The organism is Pseudomonas sp. M20 (assembly GCF_045037865.1).
In the GTDB taxonomy this organism is placed as follows: domain Bacteria; phylum Pseudomonadota; class Gammaproteobacteria; order Pseudomonadales; family Pseudomonadaceae; genus Aquipseudomonas.
Window position 1 is genome coordinate 6035896 of record NZ_CP173611.1, and the last position, 17986, is coordinate 6053881.

The window sequence follows — 17986 nt, forward strand, 5'->3', positions numbered from 1 at the left end:
GGAAATGCGCGCAGATCTGCTGATTGTCGGAGCCGGAATGGTCGGCAGCGCTTTGGCGTTGGCGTTGCAGGACAGCGGACTCGAAGTCCTGCTGCTCGACGGCAGCCCGCTGAGCGTCAAACCCTTCGACGCCGAAGCCGCGTTTGAACCGCGAGTGAGTGCCTTGTCGGCAGCCAGCCAGCGCATTCTTGAACGCCTCGGCGTCTGGGAAGGCATCGCCAAACGCCGCAGCAGCTCGTACACCGACATGCATGTCTGGGACGGCAGCGGCACCGGGCAGATCCATTTCTCGGCGAGCAGTGTGCACGCCGAGGTGCTTGGCCATATCGTCGAAAACCGTGTGGTGCAGGATGCCTTGCTCGATCGCTTGCACGATTGTGATCTGGGCATGCTGGCCAATGCGCGGCTGGAACAGATGCGTCGCTCGGGTGATGACTGGCTGCTGACGCTGGCTGACGGTCGTCAGTTACGTGCGCCGTTGGTGATTGCCGCTGACGGTGCCAACTCGGCAGTGCGACGTCTGACCGGTGTGGCGACGCGTGAGTGGGATTATCTGCATCACGCCATCGTTACCAGCGTGCGCAGCAGCAAACCGCACCAGATGACCGCGTGGCAGCGCTTTACCGATCACGGGCCGTTGGCGTTTCTGCCGCTGGAACGTGACGGGCAGCAGGATTGGTGTTCGATCGTCTGGTCGACCACGCCGAGTGAGGCCGAGCGATTGATGGCGCTGGATGAAGCGGATTTCTGTCGTGAGTTGGAGCGCGCCTTTGAGGGGCGACTCGGCGAAGTGATCAGTGCCGATCCGCGACTGTGCGTGCCGCTGCGTCAGCGCCATGCCAAGCGTTATGTGGCTGAAGGCCTGGCGTTGATCGGCGACGCGGCGCACACCATTCACCCGTTGGCGGGGCAGGGTGTGAACCTGGGCTTCCTTGATGCGGCGGTGCTGGCGGAAGTGCTGTTGCAGGCGGCGGAGCGCGGTGAGCGTTTGGCCGATGTGAAAGTGCTGAGTCGTTACGAGCGTCGGCGCATGCCACACAACCTCGCGCTGATGGCGGCGATGGAAGGGTTTGAGCGGTTGTTTCAGGCCGATCCGTTGCCGGTGCGTTGGTTAAGGAATGCCGGGTTGAAGCTGGTGGAGCAGATGCCGGAGGCGAAAGCGCTGTTTGTGCGTGAAGCCCTCGGGTTGACCGGGGATCTTCCGGCCCTCGCCAAACCCTGACATCTCCATTGAGGCTGATGGCCTCTTCGCGAGCAGGCTCGCTCCCACAGTTGAAATGCATTCCAGTGTAGGCGCGAGCCTGCTCGCGAAGCGTCAGTCCAGTCACCGCAACATTCAGCCTGTGCAACATCTGGTAACTCCTTCAAAAAGAGTTCGATTGAGGTGGTAAATGTGAGTCCTTATCATTTGGCCCACATTTCCCGACCGAGAGACCGCTCCCATGTTGGCACCCAAGCGTCTTCTGACCGCACTGGCCCTGACCCTGATCGGTAGCACCACGGCCCAGGCCGCTGATGAGGTGGTGGTTTACTCGTCGCGCATCGATGAACTGATCAAACCGGTCTTCGATGCCTACACCGCCAAGACCGGGGTGAGGATCAAGTTCATCACCGACAAGGAAGCGCCGCTGATGCAGCGCATCAAGGCCGAGGGTGAAAATGCTACCGCCGACCTGCTGCTGACCGTCGATGCCGGCAACCTCTGGCAAGCCGAGCAGATGGGCATCCTGCAGCCGTTCACTTCGAAAACCATCGACGCCAACATCCCGCTGCAATATCGCTCGTCCAGCCATGCCTGGACTGGCCTGAGCCTGCGTGCGCGGACCATCGCCTACTCCACCGAACGGGTGAAACCGGGCGAACTGACCACCTACGAAGCACTGGCTGACAAGAATTGGGAAGGGCGCCTGTGTCTGCGTACGGCGAAGAAGGTCTACAACCAGTCGCTGACCGCGACCATGATCGAAGTCCATGGTGCCGAGAAGACCGAGAAGATCCTCAAGGGCTGGGTGAACAACCTGTCCACTGACGTATTCTCTGACGACGTTGCGGTGCTCGAAGCGATCAACGCCGGTCAGTGCGACGTCGGCATCGTCAACACTTACTACTACGGTCGCCTGCACAAGCAGAAGCCGGAGCTGCCGGTGAAATTGTTCTGGCCGAACCAGGCCGATCGTGGCGTGCACGTGAACCTGTCGGGCATTGGCCTGACCAAGCATGCGCCGCACCCGGAAGCGGCCAAGGCTTTGGTCGAGTGGATGACCACGCCTGAGGCGCAGAAGATCTTTGCTGACGTGAACCAAGAGTTCCCGGCCAACCCGGCGGTGGCACCTTCGGAAGAAGTGGCGGCGTGGGGCAAGTTCATTGCCGATACTTTGCCGGTGGAAGTGGCGGGCAAGCGTCAGGCTGAGGCGATCCGGATGATGGATCGGGCGGGTTGGAATTGAGGCTTTTTCGATAAATTTGTCTGCTTCAAGATCCAGCCCCTCACCCCAGCCCTCTCCCGGAGGGAGAGGGAGCCGATCTGAGTTGGATTCAAATCCTGAGTTCGACTCGATGTTTCAGGTCGATGTAGCTTGCATAAGCACCTCGGTCAGTCCCCTCTCCCTCTGGGAGAGGGCTAGGGTGAGGGCAACAATCTCAACCTGAAACACCCAAACCAAGAACACCCCAATCCCCCAGAGACCCAAAAGTGGCCCACCCCGCCCAACGCCGCTGGTACCCCATCGTCTTCGCTATCGCCGCGCTGGTGCTGTTGCCCCTGAGCGTTCTGCTGCTCTCCTGGCAGACCATCGATCAGCAAATCTGGTCGCACCTGTGGGAAACCCAGATGCCACGCCTGCTCGGTAACACTCTGACGCTGGTCGTCGGCGTTGGTGTCGGCGTGACCCTGCTCGGTGTCAGCCTGGCTTGGCTCACCAGCCTCTGCGAATTCCCCGGTCGACGCTGGCTCGACTGGGCGCTGATGCTGCCGTTCGCCATCCCCGCGTACGTACTGGCCTTCGTCTTCGTCGGCCTGCTCGACTTCGCCGGTCCTGTGCAAACACTGCTGCGTGAATGGTTCGGCACAGGCCTGCGCCTGCCACGCGTGCGCTCCACCGGCGGGGTGATCATCGTGCTGGTGCTGGTCTTCTATCCCTACGTTTACCTGCTGGCGCGCACCGCGTTTCTCGCGCAGGGCAAAGGCCTGATGGAAGCCGCGCGAGTACTCGGTCAGTCGCCGTGGCAAGCTTTCTGGCGAGTGGCGCTGCCAATGGCGCGTCCTGCGATTGGCGCCGGCGTAGCGCTGGCGCTGATGGAAACCCTCGCTGATTTCGGCGCAGTGTCGGTGTTCAACTTCGACACCTTCACCACGGCCATCTACAAGACCTGGTACGGCTTTTTCAGCCTGCCGAGCGCGGCACAACTGGCGAGTCTGTTGCTGCTGGTGGTGATGCTGGTGCTGTATGGCGAGCGTCGTGCGCGTGGCGCCAATCGGGCGAGCAACGAGCGGCCACGGGTGAAGGCGCTGTATCACTTGCGAGGGTTAAAGGCCTTCGCGGCGATGAGCTGGTGTGGCCTGGTGTTCGCCTGCGCCTTCGTCATTCCGATGCTGCAACTGATCGTCTGGTTCTGGCAGCGCGGGCGTTTCGATCTTGATGAACGCTACGCCGGGTTGATTCTGCACACCCTCTATTTAGGTGGCATGGCGGCGCTGATCACCGTCAGCGTTGCGTTGTTACTGGCCTTCGCCCGCCGGTTAGCGCCGACACCGGCGATCAACTCCGGGGTCGGTCTGGCTAATCTCGGTTACGCCTTGCCGGGTTCGGTGCTGGCGGTGTCGATCATGCTCGCGTTCAGTTATCTGGATCGCGAACTGGTCATTCCGCTCTCCGGTTGGCTCGGCGGCGCGGGCAAACCGTTGCTGCTCGGCAGTCTCGCAGCATTGTTGACGGCGTATCTGGTGCGCTTTATCGCGGTCGCCTACGGCCCGCTGGAAAACAGTCTGGCGCGTATACGGCCGTCTTTGCCCGAAGCGGCACGTAGCCTCGGTGTCAGTGGGCCGCGACTGTTTTTCAAAGTGTATCTGCCGCTGTTGCTGCCCGGCACGCTGAGCGCGGCGTTGCTGGTGTTCGTCGATGTGCTCAAGGAAATGCCCGCGACCCTGCTGATGCGCCCGTTTGGCTGGGACACGCTGGCTGTACGCATCTTTGAAATGACCAGCGAAGGCGAATGGGCGCGGGCTTCTTTGCCGGCGCTGACCCTGGTTCTGGTTGGATTGTTACCGGTCATCGGCCTGATTCGCCGCTCCGCCCATCGAAACACTTAGTAGTGAGTCCTGAATCATGCGGCTACAATGCGCGGCATTCGGTGCGGTTCGTCTGACAGATCTTTTCGCTGAAATTGGCTGAAAGCCTTCTATTACAAGGCTTTCACGCTGTGCAGCGACTGTCCGCACCTTCGCCACGCCCGGAAGGAGAAACCCATGGGACAGCGTACGCCTCTGTATGACCTGCATCTCGCCCTCGGCGCGAAGATGGTCGATTTTGGCGGTTGGGACATGCCACTGCATTACGGCTCGCAGGTCGAGGAGCACCACGAAGTGCGCCGCGATTGCGGGGTGTTCGATGTATCCCACATGACCGTGATCGATGTCACCGGCCCCCAGGCCAAGGCCTGGCTGCAGCATTTGCTGGCCAATGACGTCGATCGCCTGCACCGCCCCGGCCGTGCCTTGTACAGCACCATGCTCAACGAGCGTGGCGGCATCGTCGATGACATGATTGTCTATCGTCTCGATGACTGTTATCGCCTGGTGTTCAACGCCTCTACCCGCGATCAGGATCTGGCCTGGATGAACGCGCAGCTCGGCAAGTACGACGTGCAACTGCACGAGCGCTCCGAACTGGCGATGCTCGCCATTCAAGGCCCGCAGGCCCGGCACAAGATTGCCGAACTCGTCACCCAGTCCCGCGCCACGCTGATCCAGCACCTCAAACCCTTTGAAGGCTATACCGACGGTGACTGGTTCATCGCCCGTACCGGTTATACCGGTGAGGATGGCCTGGAAATCTGCCTGCCGGCCAGTCAGGCGCCGGGTTTTTTCAACGATCTGGTTGGTGCCGGCATTTCCCCGATCGGCCTCGGTGCCCGCGACACCCTGCGTGTCGAAGCCGGTATGAACCTCTACGGTCAGGACATTCATCAGGACGTTTCGCCATTGGCTTCGAACATGGCCTGGAGCATTGCCTGGGAACCCGCCACGCGCCAGTTCATTGGCCGCGCCGCTCTGGAGGCGGAAAAAGCCGCTGGTGTTGCGCACAAACTGGTCGGTCTGGTGCTGGAAGAGCGCGGTGTTTTGCGTGCCCATCAGGTGGTTCGCATCGCCGATGTTGGCGAAGGGGAGATCACCAGTGGTAGTTTCTCTCCTACGCTGAGCAAATCGATTGCCCTGGCGCGTGTTCCGATGGCAACCGCCGACCGCGCCGAAGTGGAAATCCGCGGCAAGTGGTACCCGGTACGGGTGGTCAAACCGACCTTCGTACGCCATGGCAAAACTTTGATCTAACCTTTTCCGGCGGGCAGACCGCTGACAATTTCTCGAGGACACCGAAGATGAGCGATATCCCTGCCGAACTGCGTTTTGCCGAAAGTCACGAATGGGCACGTCTGGAAGCCGATGGAACCGTCACCGTGGGCATCAGCGATCACGCGCAGGAAGCGCTGGGCGATGTGGTGTTCGTCGAGCTGACCGAATTGGGCAAGGTGTTCGCTGCGCAAGATCAGGCCGGTGTGGTCGAGTCGGTGAAAGCCGCTTCCGACATCTATTCGCCGGTCAGCGGTGAAGTCATCGCGATCAATGAAGAGCTGGGCGGTTCGCCAGAGCTGTTGAACTCCGACCCTTACGGTGCGTGGATCTTCAAGCTCAAGCCAAGCGACAAGGCCGAGCTGGACAAGCTGCTGGATGCTGCCGCTTATAGGGCTGCCATTGGCGAGTAAGCGCTAAGCAATACCCAAAGCCCCGACCCGTCGGGGCTTTTTTGTGGGCGATGATTTCCCCTTGTGGGAGCGAGCCTGCTCGCGAATGCGGTTTGTCAGAAACATTTGAATTGACTGACACACCGCCTTCGCGAGCAGGCTCGCTCCCACAAGGGGAAAGGGGGGGCTCTGAAAATTGGTGGCGATGTGGGCTGCTATGCTGGTTTGACCGTGTTGCATTGACGCCGAGCGCCAGCCAAGAGAGAGCCCGTCATGTCCCAGTTGCCGTCCCTGAGCCAGTTACGCGACCCCGATGCCTTCCTGCGCCGCCACCTCGGTCCCGACGCCGCCGAACAGCAGGCGATGCTCGACAGCCTCGGCCTCGGTAGTCGAATCGAACTGATCGAGCAAACGGTGCCGCCAGGCATTCGCTTCAATCGCGCGCTCGACCTGCCAGCGGCGCTGGATGAACAAGCCGCGCTGGCCAAACTGCGCAGTTACGCCGAGCAGAATCAGGTCTGGACCAGCCTGATCGGCATGGGCTATCACGGCACGCTCACGCCGACCGTCATCCTGCGCAACGTCCTGGAAAATCCCGGCTGGTACACCGCGTACACGCCGTATCAACCGGAGATCGCTCAAGGTCGGCTCGAAGCACTGCTAAACTTCCAGCAACTGACTATCGATCTCACCGGTCTGGAGCTCGCCAACGCGTCTCTGCTCGATGAGGCTACTGCGGCTGCCGAGGCCATGGCTTTGGCCAAACGGGTCGCCAAGTCGAAGAGCAATCTGTTTTTCGTCGATGAGAATTGCCATCCACAGACTATTTCCGTTGTGGAAACCCGCGCTGAAGGCTTTGGCTTCGAGCTGATAATCGACGCTGTGGATAACTTGAATCAGCACCAGGTGTTTGGCGCGCTGCTGCAGTATCCGGACACCCATGGCGAGGTTCGCGATCTGCGTCCGCTGATCGATCACTTGCATGCGCAGCAGGCGCTGGCCTGTGTCGCTACCGATTTGTTGAGTTTGCTGTTGCTGACGCCACCGGGTGAACTGGGTGCCGATGTGGTGTTCGGCTCGTCCCAGCGCTTCGGCGTGCCGATGGGTTACGGCGGCCCGCATGCCGCATTTTTTGCCAGTCGCGAGGAATACAAACGGGCGATTCCGGGGCGGATCATCGGTGTGTCGAAAGATGCCCGGGGCAACGTCGCGCTGCGCATGGCCCTGCAAACCCGCGAACAACATATCCGCCGTGAGAAGGCCAATTCGAACATCTGCACCGCGCAGGTACTGTTGGCCAACATCGCCAGTTTCTACGCGGTGTATCACGGCCCGGAAGGTTTGAAACGCATCGCCCAGCGCACGCATCGGTTGACCTGCATTCTGGCGGCCGGGCTTGAGCGCAAAGGCATCAGTCGGGTCAATGCGCAGTTCTTCGACACGCTGACGCTGGACGTCGGCGGTGCGCAAACCGCGATTATCGAAAGCGCTCAGGCTGCGCAGATCAACCTGCGAATTCTTGGTCGCGGCCGTGTGGGACTGAGTCTTGATGAGACAACCAATGAAAGCACGGTGGCCAAGCTGTTCGATGTATTGCTGGGTGCCGATCATGGGTTGAACGTCGATGAACTTGACGCTGAAGCCCTGAGTTCGGGCATCCCCGACAACCTTCAGCGCAAAACCCCGTACCTGCGCCACCCGGTGTTCAACGCTCACCACAGCGAAACCGAGATGCTGCGTTATCTCAAACAACTGGAGAACAAGGATCTGGCGCTCAACCAATCGATGATCCCGCTGGGCTCCTGCACTATGAAACTCAACGCCACCAGCGAAATGATCCCGATCACCTGGCCGCAATTCGCCAACCTGCATCCGTTCGTGCCCCGCGAGCAGGCGGTCGGTTACACCTTGATGATCGAAGAACTGGAACGCTGGCTGTGCGCAATCACCGGGTTTGATGCGATCTGCATGCAGCCCAACTCCGGCGCCCAAGGCGAATACGCCGGGCTGCTGGCGATCCGTAAGTATCACGAGAGCCGTCAGCAGGGTGCGCGGGAAATCTGCCTGATTCCCTCCTCGGCCCATGGCACCAACCCGGCGTCGGCGCAGATGGCTGGAATGCGCGTGGTGATCGTCGAATGCGACGAGGCGGGCAACGTCGATCTGGAAGATTTGAAGTCGAAAGCCGCCGAGGCTGGGGATAAGTTGTCGTGCCTGATGGCAACCTATCCGTCGACTCACGGTGTGTACGAAGAGGGCATCAGCGAGATCTGCGAAGTTATCCACAAACACGGCGGCCAGGTGTACATGGACGGCGCCAACCTCAATGCGCAGGTCGGGTTGGCGCGGCCGGCCGACATCGGCGCCGATGTGTCGCACATGAATTTGCACAAGACCTTCTGCATCCCCCACGGCGGTGGCGGCCCGGGCATGGGGCCGATCGGTATTCGCGCGCATCTGGCACCGTTTGTCGCTAATCACCCGGTAGTGCCGATTGACGGGCCGCTGGCGCAGAACGGCGCCGTCAGCGCGGCGCCATGGGGCAGCGCGAGCATTTTGCCGATCAGCTGGATGTACATCGCCATGATGGGGCCGCAGTTGGCCGATGCCAGTGAAGTGGCGATCCTGACGGCGAATTACCTGGCGCAGCATTTATCTGGCGCGTTCCCGGTGCTGTACACCGGGCGCAACGGGCGCGTAGCCCACGAATGCATTCTCGATCTGCGACCGTTGAAGGCGCAGACCGGCATCAGTGAGGAAGACGTCGCCAAGCGCCTGATGGATTACGGCTTTCACGCGCCGACCATGTCGTTCCCCGTGTCCGGCACCTTGATGGTCGAGCCGACCGAGAGTGAGTCCAAGGCTGAACTGGATCGGTTTATCGGTGCAATATTGAGCATTCGCGCAGAAATTACCGAAGTGCAGAACGGCAACTGGCCGGCCGAGGACAACCCGCTGAAACGGGCGCCGCATACCCTGGCGGATGTCACCGGGATTTGGGAGCGGCCGTACAGCATCGAGCAAGGAATTACCCCGGATGCGCACACCAAGGCGCACAAGTATTGGCCGGCGGTGAACCGGGTCGACAATGTTTACGGCGATCGAAACCTGTTCTGCGCCTGTGTCCCGGTGGATGATTACCGCTGATTTCCCGGCAAGCACACCTTCCCCTGTGGGAGCGAGCCTGCTCGCGAAAGCGGTGAATCAGTCACCTGAGAATTTGCCTGACACACCGCTATCGCGAGCAGGCTCACTCCTACAAGGGATTGTGGTGATCCTGAAATCCAGGCAAAAAAATGCCGCTCATATGAGCGGCATTTCTGTTAGCGAACGGCTTACTCGGAAGCCACGGCGTTCTTCGCCAGAATCGCATTCGCCAGTTCCATGTCTGTCGCCTGCAGGCCCGGATTGTCGGCGCGGACTTTTTGCATCGCGGCTTCCAGATACGGACCACGAATGCCGCCGTCACTGGCAACGAAACTGCCGGCATCGTCCTGAGCGGCGATGATCAGCTTGTGATCCTTGAAGGTCAGGTAGGTCGAACCGGTGGTGGCACCGGACGAGATGACGTTACGCCAAAAGCTGTCCGCCATGGCCGAACCAACGGGAAGGGACAGCAAGGCCAGTGTGGCAACAGCAAGTTTGAGACGCATGATGAGATGACTCCTGGGGGTTAACTACGGCGTTGGATCGCCATTTCCCCGATCCGGTTCCGTGGCGGCTTATTTCTGCTCGCTCTGCGGCGTAACCCGCAGCACTTCCTCAACCGTCGTCAGTCCTGCGGCGACTTTCTGCGCTCCGGACAAACGCAAACTGCGCATGCCTTCCTTGAATGCCTGCCGCCGAATGGCGGTGAGATCGGTATCCGGGGTGATGAAGGCTTTGAGGCTGTCGCTCAGTTGCATGATTTCGTAAACCCCGGCGCGTCCGCGATAGCCGGTGTCGCGGCATTCCACGCAACCAATGGCGCGTTGCGCGTTGCTCGGCAACGGCGCCTGCCACGGGCGTGTCAGGGTTTGCCAGTCTTCTTCTTCGAGCGTCAGCGGCGCCTTGCAATGCGGACACAATGTGCGCACCAAACGCTGGGCCATGACCCCGAGCACGGTGGCTTTGATCAGGTAGTGCGGCACGCCGAGTTCGAGCAGACGACTGATCGCGCTGGGTGCGTCGTTGGTGTGCAGGGTCGATAACACCAGGTGCCCGGTGAGCGCCGCCTGAATCGCCATTTCAGCGGTTTCCAGGTCACGGATCTCGCCGATCATGATGATGTCCGGGTCTTGCCGCATCAGTGCGCGCACCCCGGCGGCGAAGCTCAGGTCGATGTTGTGCTGCACCTGCATCTGGTTGAACGCCGGCTCGACCATTTCGATCGGGTCTTCGATGGTGCAGAGGTTCACTTCCGGCGTCGCCAGTTTTTTCAGCGTGGTGTACAGCGTGGTGGTCTTGCCTGAACCGGTCGGCCCGGTGACCAGAATGATGCCGTTGGGCTGGCGGGTCATGTCCTGCCAACGGCGCAGGTCATCGGCGCTGAAACCCAACTGGTCGAAATCCTTGAGCAGCACTTCCGGGTCGAAAATCCGCATGACCATTTTTTCGCCGAACGCTGTAGGCAGGGTCGAAAGGCGCAGCTCGACTTCACCGCCGTCCGGGGTCTTGGTCTTGACCCGGCCGTCCTGGGGTTTGCGCTTTTCGGCGACGTTCATCCGCCCGAGGCTCTTCAGGCGACTGACAATCGCCATGGTCACCTGCGGTGGGAATTGATAAACATTGTGCAGCACGCCATCGATGCGAAAACGCACTGTGCCTTGTTCACGCCGTGGCTCGATGTGGATATCACTGGCGCGTTGCTGGAAGGCGTACTGGAACAGCCAGTCGACGATGTTGACGATGTGCGCGTCGTTGGCGTCCGGCTCCTGATCGCTGGCGCCGAGGTTGAGCAGTTGTTCGAAATTGCCGAGGTTGCCGCTCTGGGTGTCGGCATTGCTGGCGCCGCTGACCGATTTCGCCAAGCGGAAAAACTCGACACTGAAGCGCTGGATGTCCGCCGGGTTGGCTACTACGCGTTTGATCGGCAGCTTGAGTACGTGAGTCAGGTCAGCTTCCCAACCGGTGACGTAGGGCTGAGCGCTGGCCACGGTGACGGTATCGCGGTCGACCGCCACGGCGAGAATCTTGTGCCGTTGTGCGAAGGCGTAGGACATCAAGGGCGTGATCGCGGCGACATTGATTTTCAGCGGGTCGATGCGCAAATACGGCTGGCCGGCCTGCTGCGCCAGCCACAGGGTCAGGCTTTCCAGGTCGAGGTGTTTACCTGGACGGCTAAGGTCGTCGAGCTGCTGACTGGCGATGAACTCCAGCGGATGCATCTGGCCGTGGGCGGCGTGGCGGCGGCGGGCATTCAGTGCCTGCTCCGCCGAGTCCTGGCAAATAAAGCCTTGGGCGACCAGTTCACGCAGCACCTCGTTGAGTTCCAGCCAGCGGTCCTGAGTGGCAAGTTGAACGGACATGCGGGCTTCCTTTTGAGCGACAGTGCGCAAAAGAATAGTCGTGACCCTGCAGACCGTTGGGCCACTACCCGACGAAGCCGTTGCCGGATTTGTCAGCCGGCTGCTTGTGCCGGCGCATCCCAAACGCTATCGGCGTTTTGCAGATTCACCGAGCAGACGCTGATCAGGTTGCGAAGTTTTTCCGCGATCACTTGCGCGCGATGCCAACTGAAACCGCCCATGACGATGTCGATCGACATCAAGTCATCCATTCGCTGCACGTTGACCTGCTCGGGTGTGAGGAATTGCAGGGCGAACAGGTTGAGCACCCGCACCAGCAAATCCGGCTCGGCCTCGGCGAGGATTTGATATTGCGCCAGGCAATGGGCGTTGCTGACGTTCCAGACATCGGCGCGGGTTGGCGCGGTGGTTACGGCTTCGAGGTGCGGCATGGCGAGTCTCCAAAATTTCTGGAGGAATTTTTACATTCGTCGCGGGGTATTTCTTGGCTATGATCGGCGTTATTGGCGCTCGATCGAATTGATCAATTCGCAAGATTTTCGATTGGAGGTTTTTCTATGCACAGCGAGCTGGACAGCTACGACCGCAAGATTCTCGCCCTGCTGCAAGAGGACGCTTCACTGTCGAGCGCGCAGATCGCCGAGCAGGTCGGCCTGTCGCAATCGCCGTGCTGGCGGCGGATTCAGCGGATGAAGGAGGAGGGCATCATTCGCGGCCAAGTGACCTTGCTCGATCGCAAGAAGATCGGCCTGAACACGCAGATCTTTGCCGAGATCAAACTTAACGCCCACGGGCGTTCGAACTTCACTGAGTTTACCGAGGCGATTCGTGGCTTTCCGGAAGTGCTGGAGTGTTATGTGCTGATGGGCTCGGTGGATTTTTTGCTGCGGATTGTCGCGGCGGACATTGAGGCGTATGAGCGGTTCTTCTTCGAGAAGCTGTCGCTGGTTCCGGGGATACAGGAAGTGAATTCGATTGTGGCGTTGTCGGAGATCAAGTCCACCACCAGTTTGCCTGTCTTGCGATAAAGCAAAAGATCGCAGCCTTCGGCAGCTACTACAGGGGAAATGCATTCCAAAGGTAGGAGCTGCCGAAGGCTGCGATCTTTTAGCGGTGTTACATGCGCAGGAGCATTTTCCACGCGCGATTCTGGTAAACCGCAATCGCCTGTTGCTTGCGTGCGTCGAGCAGTTCGTCAGTGATCGTAGGTTCGTTGGCCAGTTGCGCCAGCTTGTTCAGCTCGCCGTACAGACGATCCATTTCCGCGATGTCCAGCACGTTACGGGCGTGGTGCAGCCATACCTGAATGCGCTCGATACGCGGCAGTTGCTCAGCCAGATCTTCCGGCTGCTGTTGATAACGCTGCAATTGCAGGGCCGTGGCTTCTTCGCCCAAGGTACGCGGCAGCCAGCTGTGCAACTGCGCGCCGCCCTGACGATTGCCACGCACATTGCGCTCGGCGGTCCAGGTGCGGGCCAGCAACCAACGCGAAGTGTTCAGCGAGAACAGGCCCCAGCGCGGGTCTTCGAGTTCTTCGAGGAACTGCTCCGGTGCGGCTTTGCGCACGTCTTCGTCTTCGATACCGGCCTGCACCAGCGGGCGCCAGTCTTCCAGCAAGGCATCCAGGGCAACGCGCAGATCATGGGTCGACTGACGCGGTGCGGCCTGGCCGAGGCTGCTGAGCAGGGCGCGCATTTCTGCAAGGTTTTCGACCCAATCGAGCAACAGGCGCCAGTGGCCGTTGAAGCGATATTGTTCAGCCAGACGCTGGCTGCTGCCGAGCAAATGCCAGCTCAGCGCGGCGAAGGCGTCGTCGAGTTGGGTTTCCGCGGTCAGCTCCGGTGCCGGCAGGCTTAGCGAGTAGCTGTTGGCGTCGTACAAGCGGTAGCCGCGTTCAGCCTTGCTGATGTCGCACGGCATCAGCGCCAGGGTTTCCGCCAGTTCAGCGGCCAGTTCCAGCAGCGCGGCAGGCTCGCCTTCGCGCAGTTCCAGTTCCAGCTCGCAGATTTCTTCTTTCTGCTTGCCGACTACCACGTGACCGAGGTCCAGCGCGGCTTCGATAACCACTTTGGATTTGCCACGGCCCCAGGCGATTTCGGCGCGCTCGCGGACGAAATCGGTGGTGAAGATCGGCTTGAGGGTTTTCTTGTCCAGCTCGGCCAGCGACTCGGGCCAGCATTCGCCGTCGAGTTTCTTCACGTCGAGCTTGGCTTTCGGCAACTTCCAGTCGTATTCATTACGCTCGGACAGACCGGCGACGCTCTGGCCACGGGTCTTGAGGGTCTGAATCACTTCGTCACCGTCCTTGCGCAGGCGCAGGGCGACTTTGGCCTGCGCCAGATCGCGCTCGGGGGTGTCGAAGTACTGGTTCATCAACTCACGGCGTTCCCAGCCATTTTTGTTGCGTTTTTTCAGTAGCGGATGCTCGCGCAGAGCGGCGAGGGTTTCGCGGCTGACGCGGAGTTTGATTTCGGTTTCTTTCTGCATGGCCGGAAAATCCAGGATCGGGAGCGCAGCCGGGGGAATGTGTGGCTGCCAAGGCCGTGCAGTGTACAGGACTCAAACTTCCTACGCCCTGCGACGGTTTATTCCGAGCGCCGGATGGTTCTATGATGGACCTCAATTCGGGAGTTGGAGTCAGCGATGCCTTTGCCATCCATGCAAGACCAGTTCGCGGCGCTGATCGCCGCGCCGTCGGTCAGCTGTACCCAACCGAACCTCGATCAGTCCAATCGCGCGGTGATCGATTTGCTCGCCGGGTGGCTGGGTGACCTGGGTTTCAGCTGCGATATCCAGCAGGTCAGCCCCGGCAAATTCAACCTGCTTGCCAGTTTCGGCAGCGGCCCCGGCGGGCTGGTGCTGGCCGGGCACAGCGACACGGTGCCGTACGACGATGCGTTGTGGCAGACCGATCCGCTGAAGCTCACCGAAGTCGATGGCCGCTGGGTCGGGCTGGGTAGTTGCGACATGAAGGGCTTTTTCGCGCTGATCATCGGAGCCGTGCTGCCGCTGCTCGATCAGCCGTTCAAGCAGCCGTTGCTGATCCTCGCCACCTGCGACGAAGAAAGCTCAATGTCCGGCGCCCGCGCACTGGCCGAAGCCGGGCGTCCGTTAGGCCGCGCGGCGGTGATCGGCGAGCCGACCGGCCTCAAGCCTATCCGCATGCACAAAGGCATCATGATGGAGCGCATCGACATCCTCGGGCAGAGCGGCCATTCGTCGGATCCGCGCCTGGGCCACAGTGCCCTCGAAGCGATGCACGATGCGATCGGCGAACTGCGCGGCCTGCGTCTGTTGTGGCAGCGTGAATTCAATAATCCGCAGTTCAGCGTGCCGCAGCCGACGATGAACTTCGGTTGCATCCATGGCGGCGACAATCCCAACCGTATCTGCGGCCAGTGTTCGCTGGAGTTTGACCTGCGACCGCTGCCCGGCATGGACCCGAAAGTCCTGCGCGCGGAGATTCTGCGCAAGCTCAACCCGGTCGCCGAGCGGCATCAGGTGAAGATCGATTACAAACCGTTGTTCCCGGAAGTGCCACCGTTTGAGCAGTCGGAAGACGCCGAACTGGTGCGCATCGCCGAAAAGCTCACCGGTCACAGCGCCGAAGCAGTAGCGTTCGGCACCGAAGCGCCTTATCTTCAGCGCCTTGGCTGCGAAACCATCGTGCTCGGCCCCGGCGACATCGCCTGCGCACATCAGCCCGGCGAGTACCTTGAAATGTCACGTTTGCAGCCTACCGTGCATCTATTACGGCAACTGATTGAACATTACTGCCTGAAGAATTGAACGCATCCCTTGTAGGAGCTGCCGAAGGCTGCGATCTTTTGCTTTTGTTTCAGAAGATCAAAAGATCGCAGCCTGCGGCAGCTCCTACAGGGGCAAGTCGTTAAATTAGTAGGAATCCAACCCGTATTCATGAGGAGAGCGCGCGTGTCGCCAAGCCTGTTCCGACGATAACCATCAGCCCGCTGTGCGTTTTCCGTTTCGCCCCTTTTTAGGCTGCTATTTATTACAGGCCCAGGTTCATGCCCGAATACGTTAACTGGCTTCGTCACGCGTCCCCTTACATCAATGCCCACCGCGACTGCACCTTCGTCGTCATGCTGCCCGGCGATGGCGTCGAGCATCCGAATTTTGGCAATATCGTCCACGACATCGTCTTGCTGCACAGCCTCGGCGTGCGCTTGGTGCTGGTGCACGGTTCGCGCCCGCAGATCGAAACCCGCCTCGCTGCGCGCGGCCTGACCCCGCATTACCACCACGGCATGCGTATCACCGATGCGGCAACGCTGGAATGTGTAATCGACGCGGTCGGCCAATTGCGCATTGCCATCGAAGCGCGTTTGTCGATGGACATGGCTTCGTCGCCAATGCAGGGCTCGCGTCTGCGCGTGGCCAGCGGCAACCTCGTCACCGCGCGGCCGATCGGCGTGCTCGAAGGCGTCGACTATCACCACACCGGCGAAGTGCGCCGGGTCGACCGCAAGGGCATCAATCGTCTGCTCGATGAGCGTTCGATCGTGCTGTTGTCGCCGCTGGGCTATTCGCCGACCGGTGAAATTTTCAACCTCGCCTGTGAAGACGTCGCCACCCGCGCTGCCATCGATCTGGGCGCAGATAAATTGCTATTGTTTGGCGCCGACCTCGGTCTTATCGACGAGAACGGCAAACTGGTGCGTGAGCTGCGTCCACAGCAAGTGCCGGCGCATTTGCAGCGTCTGGGCAGCAACTATCAGGCAGAACTGCTCGATGCCGCTGCCGAAGCCTGTCGTGGCGGCGTGGCGCGCAGCCATATCGTCAGTTACGCCGAAGATGGCGCGCTGCTGACAGAGCTGTTCACTCGTGACGGTGGCGGTACGCTGGTCGCTCAAGAGCAGTTCGAACTGGTCCGCGAGGCGGCGATTGAAGATGTCGGCGGCTTGCTCGACTTGATCAGTCCGCTGGAAGAGCAGGGGATTCTGGTGCGTCGCTCGCGCGAAGTGCTGGAGCGCGAGATCGAGCAGTTCAGCGTGGTCGAGCGTGAGGGCATGATCATCGCCTGTGCGGCGCTGTATCAGATTGCCGATTCCGATGCCGGTGAACTGGCGTGTCTGGCAGTGAACCCGGAGTACCGCCATGGCGGTCGCGGTGATGAATTGCTGGAGCGCATCGAAACCCGAGCACGGGCGCAGGGTTTGAAGACCTTGTTCGTCCTCACCACGCGCACCGCGCACTGGTTCCGTGAGCGTGGGTTCGAGCCGAGCAGCGTCGAGCGCCTGCCGGCGGCGCGGGCTTCGCTGTACAACTTTCAGCGTAATTCGAAAATCTTCGAAAAGACTCTGTAACTGAGGCGCTCCATTCGCGAGCAGGCTCGCTCCCACATTTGTTCAATGAACCCATGTGGGAGCGAGCCTGCTCGCGAAGCTTTTATTGCGCCACAAACTTCGCGCTGACATATGGCGAATAATCCGGCAGCACCGTTTCAACCTTGCCCTGTTCCTTCAAAAACTTCGCCGTCTCGCCAATCGCCTTCGCCGTGCCGCCGTCCAGCAGCGCCGTGGTTTGCTGCGCCTTGGCGTCCGGGAACGCCGACCCTGCGAGCAATTCCGGCACATCAGCGGCATTGGCACCGGTCAGTTTGGCGATTTTCTGTACCGGCACCGAGTCAGCCGTCCAGCTGTCTTTATGCGCCGCGTAATCGGCAAATGAATCCAGCGTAACCTTGGCAAACTTCGCGACAACGTCAGGATGCTTCTCGGCAAAATCCTTGCGCGCGACCCAAACCTCGAAGGTTGGCGCACCCCACTGGCCGACCTGCGCAGCATCGGTCAGGGTCTTGCCGGTCTTGCGAATTTCCCCCAGCGCAGGCGACCAGACAAATGCGCCATCGATATCGCCACGCTTCCACGCCGCTGCGATCTCTGCTGGTTGCAGGTTCACCACTTTGACTTTCGAGGCGTCCAGGCCCCAGTGCTTGAGGGCGCCGAGCAGGCTGTAGTGTGAGGTCGAAACGAAAGGTGTGGCGATGGTTTTGCCGACCAGGTCCTGGGGGGTGTTGATGCCGCTGCCATTGCGCACCACCAACGCTTCGGCGGCATTGATCTGCGCCGAAACGATGAACGCCACAATCGGCAGATTACGCGAAGCGGCAGCGGCCAATGGGCTGGAACCGAGGTTGCCGATCTGCACGTCACCCGAAGCAATGGCTGTCACAACTTCCGGGCCACTGTTGAAGCGGCGCCAGTCGATTTTCTCGCCGATGGTTTTCTCATAGACGCCGTCGGCCTGGGGGACTTTGCTCGGGTCGATACCGGTCTGATAACCCACGGTGAGGTTGGCGGCATGGGCCGAAAAAGAAATCAGCGCTGACACACAAACTGTAACAAATTGACTGGATAGTGCGCGTTTGGCCATCATGGCGTCGCCTTTTCGATAGGGTTTGACGATTCGGGGTTACGCCAAAGCTAATCGATATAAAAAAAGGCTAACAAATACCATTTAGGAATGAGCTTAGTCGCCGATACGCTGTTTCCCGGCGG

At 60.4% G+C, this 17986-nt stretch carries 14 protein-coding genes; 9 read left to right on the plus strand and 5 right to left on the minus strand.

Going from position 1 to position 17986, the window contains the following annotated elements; translation table 11 throughout:
- Positions 1 to 4 precede the first annotated feature (4 nt).
- The 6 genes from ACI514_RS26825 (at position 5) to gcvP (ending at position 9105) form a co-directional block, all read left to right on the plus strand.
- Positions 5 to 1222 carry a 2-octaprenyl-3-methyl-6-methoxy-1,4-benzoquinol hydroxylase gene (locus ACI514_RS26825; protein WP_405124248.1) on the plus strand — a complete coding sequence of 406 codons (1218 nt, stop codon included), beginning with the start codon at positions 5 to 7 and terminating at the stop codon, positions 1220 to 1222.
- 220 nt (positions 1223 to 1442) lie between these two features.
- Positions 1443 to 2447: an extracellular solute-binding protein gene (locus ACI514_RS26830; RefSeq protein ID WP_160059830.1), complete on the plus strand. Its 1005-nt coding sequence runs from the start codon at positions 1443 to 1445 to the stop codon at positions 2445 to 2447.
- Positions 2448 to 2692: 245 nt separating this feature from the next.
- Positions 2693 to 4309 carry an iron ABC transporter permease gene (locus ACI514_RS26835; RefSeq protein ID WP_160059829.1) on the plus strand — a complete coding sequence of 539 codons (1617 nt, stop codon included), beginning with the start codon at positions 2693 to 2695 and terminating at the stop codon, positions 4307 to 4309.
- A gap of 156 nt (positions 4310 to 4465) precedes the next feature.
- The gene (gcvT, locus tag ACI514_RS26840; protein ID WP_038359018.1) at positions 4466 to 5548 is read left to right on the plus strand and encodes a glycine cleavage system aminomethyltransferase GcvT; all 1083 of its coding nucleotides are present in this window, start codon (positions 4466 to 4468) and stop codon (positions 5546 to 5548) included.
- A gap of 47 nt (positions 5549 to 5595) precedes the next feature.
- Entirely contained in the window at positions 5596 to 5979 is a 384-nt protein-coding gene (gene gcvH / locus ACI514_RS26845; RefSeq protein WP_160059828.1) for a glycine cleavage system protein GcvH, read from the plus strand.
- A 252-nt stretch (positions 5980 to 6231) separates the two neighbouring features.
- Positions 6232 to 9105, plus strand: coding sequence for an aminomethyl-transferring glycine dehydrogenase (gene gcvP / locus ACI514_RS26850; RefSeq protein WP_405122682.1), 2874 nt, complete (start codon positions 6232 to 6234; stop codon positions 9103 to 9105).
- A 188-nt stretch (positions 9106 to 9293) separates the two neighbouring features.
- On the opposite strand, the gene ACI514_RS26855 is transcribed toward gcvP, so the two are convergent.
- The 3 genes from ACI514_RS26855 to ACI514_RS26865 form a co-directional block, all read right to left on the minus strand.
- Entirely contained in the window at positions 9294 to 9614 is a 321-nt protein-coding gene (locus ACI514_RS26855; protein WP_171057234.1) for a DUF2388 domain-containing protein, read from the minus strand.
- A 66-nt stretch (positions 9615 to 9680) separates the two neighbouring features.
- Positions 9681 to 11465, minus strand: a complete 1785-nt coding sequence (locus ACI514_RS26860; RefSeq protein ID WP_160059826.1) for a GspE/PulE family protein — start codon at positions 11463 to 11465, stop codon at positions 9681 to 9683.
- Positions 11466 to 11557: 92 nt separating this feature from the next.
- Entirely contained in the window at positions 11558 to 11896 is a 339-nt protein-coding gene (locus ACI514_RS26865; protein ID WP_160059825.1) for a hypothetical protein, read from the minus strand.
- A 126-nt stretch (positions 11897 to 12022) separates the two neighbouring features.
- Here ACI514_RS26865 and ACI514_RS26870 point away from each other — a divergent pair, with 126 nt between their 5' ends.
- Positions 12023 to 12493 (plus strand): Lrp/AsnC family transcriptional regulator, encoded by a 471-nt coding sequence (locus tag ACI514_RS26870; RefSeq protein ID WP_160059824.1) that lies wholly within the window; start codon positions 12023 to 12025, stop codon positions 12491 to 12493.
- 88 nt (positions 12494 to 12581) lie between these two features.
- On the opposite strand, the gene ACI514_RS26875 is transcribed toward ACI514_RS26870, so the two are convergent.
- Positions 12582 to 13952 (minus strand): inorganic triphosphatase, encoded by a 1371-nt coding sequence (locus ACI514_RS26875; protein WP_160059823.1) that lies wholly within the window; start codon positions 13950 to 13952, stop codon positions 12582 to 12584.
- A gap of 156 nt (positions 13953 to 14108) precedes the next feature.
- Here ACI514_RS26875 and argE point away from each other — a divergent pair, with 156 nt between their 5' ends.
- Complete coding sequence (argE, locus tag ACI514_RS26880) at positions 14109 to 15254, plus strand: acetylornithine deacetylase (protein WP_405122683.1); 1146 nt, start codon at positions 14109 to 14111, stop codon at positions 15252 to 15254.
- A gap of 239 nt (positions 15255 to 15493) precedes the next feature.
- Entirely contained in the window at positions 15494 to 16792 is a 1299-nt protein-coding gene (gene argA, locus ACI514_RS26885; RefSeq protein ID WP_007913824.1) for an amino-acid N-acetyltransferase, read from the plus strand.
- Positions 16793 to 16874: 82 nt separating this feature from the next.
- On the opposite strand, the gene tauA is transcribed toward argA, so the two are convergent.
- Entirely contained in the window at positions 16875 to 17864 is a 990-nt protein-coding gene (gene tauA / locus ACI514_RS26890; protein ID WP_405122684.1) for a taurine ABC transporter substrate-binding protein, read from the minus strand.
- Positions 17865 to 17986 lie beyond the last annotated feature (122 nt).

Excerpts from the sequence above, each read along its gene's own strand:
- ACI514_RS26825 (WP_405124248.1), top strand. The coding sequence starts at position 5 with ATGCGCGCAGATCTGCTGATTGTCGGAGCCGGAATGGTCGGCAGCGCT.
- ACI514_RS26830 (WP_160059830.1), top strand. The coding sequence starts at position 1,443 with ATGTTGGCACCCAAGCGTCTTCTGACCGCACTGGCCCTGACCCTGATC.
- gcvT (WP_038359018.1), top strand. The coding sequence starts at position 4,466 with ATGGGACAGCGTACGCCTCTGTATGACCTGCATCTCGCCCTCGGCGCG.
- gcvH (WP_160059828.1), top strand. The coding sequence starts at position 5,596 with ATGAGCGATATCCCTGCCGAACTGCGTTTTGCCGAAAGTCACGAATGG.
- gcvP (WP_405122682.1), top strand. The coding sequence starts at position 6,232 with ATGTCCCAGTTGCCGTCCCTGAGCCAGTTACGCGACCCCGATGCCTTC.
- ACI514_RS26860 (WP_160059826.1), bottom strand. The coding sequence starts at position 11,465 with ATGTCCGTTCAACTTGCCACTCAGGACCGCTGGCTGGAACTCAACGAG.
- ACI514_RS26865 (WP_160059825.1), bottom strand. The coding sequence starts at position 11,896 with ATGCCGCACCTCGAAGCCGTAACCACCGCGCCAACCCGCGCCGATGTC.
- ACI514_RS26870 (WP_160059824.1), top strand. The coding sequence starts at position 12,023 with ATGCACAGCGAGCTGGACAGCTACGACCGCAAGATTCTCGCCCTGCTG.
- ACI514_RS26875 (WP_160059823.1), bottom strand. The coding sequence starts at position 13,952 with ATGCAGAAAGAAACCGAAATCAAACTCCGCGTCAGCCGCGAAACCCTC.
- argE (WP_405122683.1), top strand. The coding sequence starts at position 14,109 with ATGCCTTTGCCATCCATGCAAGACCAGTTCGCGGCGCTGATCGCCGCG.
- argA (WP_007913824.1), top strand. The coding sequence starts at position 15,494 with ATGCCCGAATACGTTAACTGGCTTCGTCACGCGTCCCCTTACATCAAT.
- tauA (WP_405122684.1), bottom strand. The coding sequence starts at position 17,864 with ATGATGGCCAAACGCGCACTATCCAGTCAATTTGTTACAGTTTGTGTG.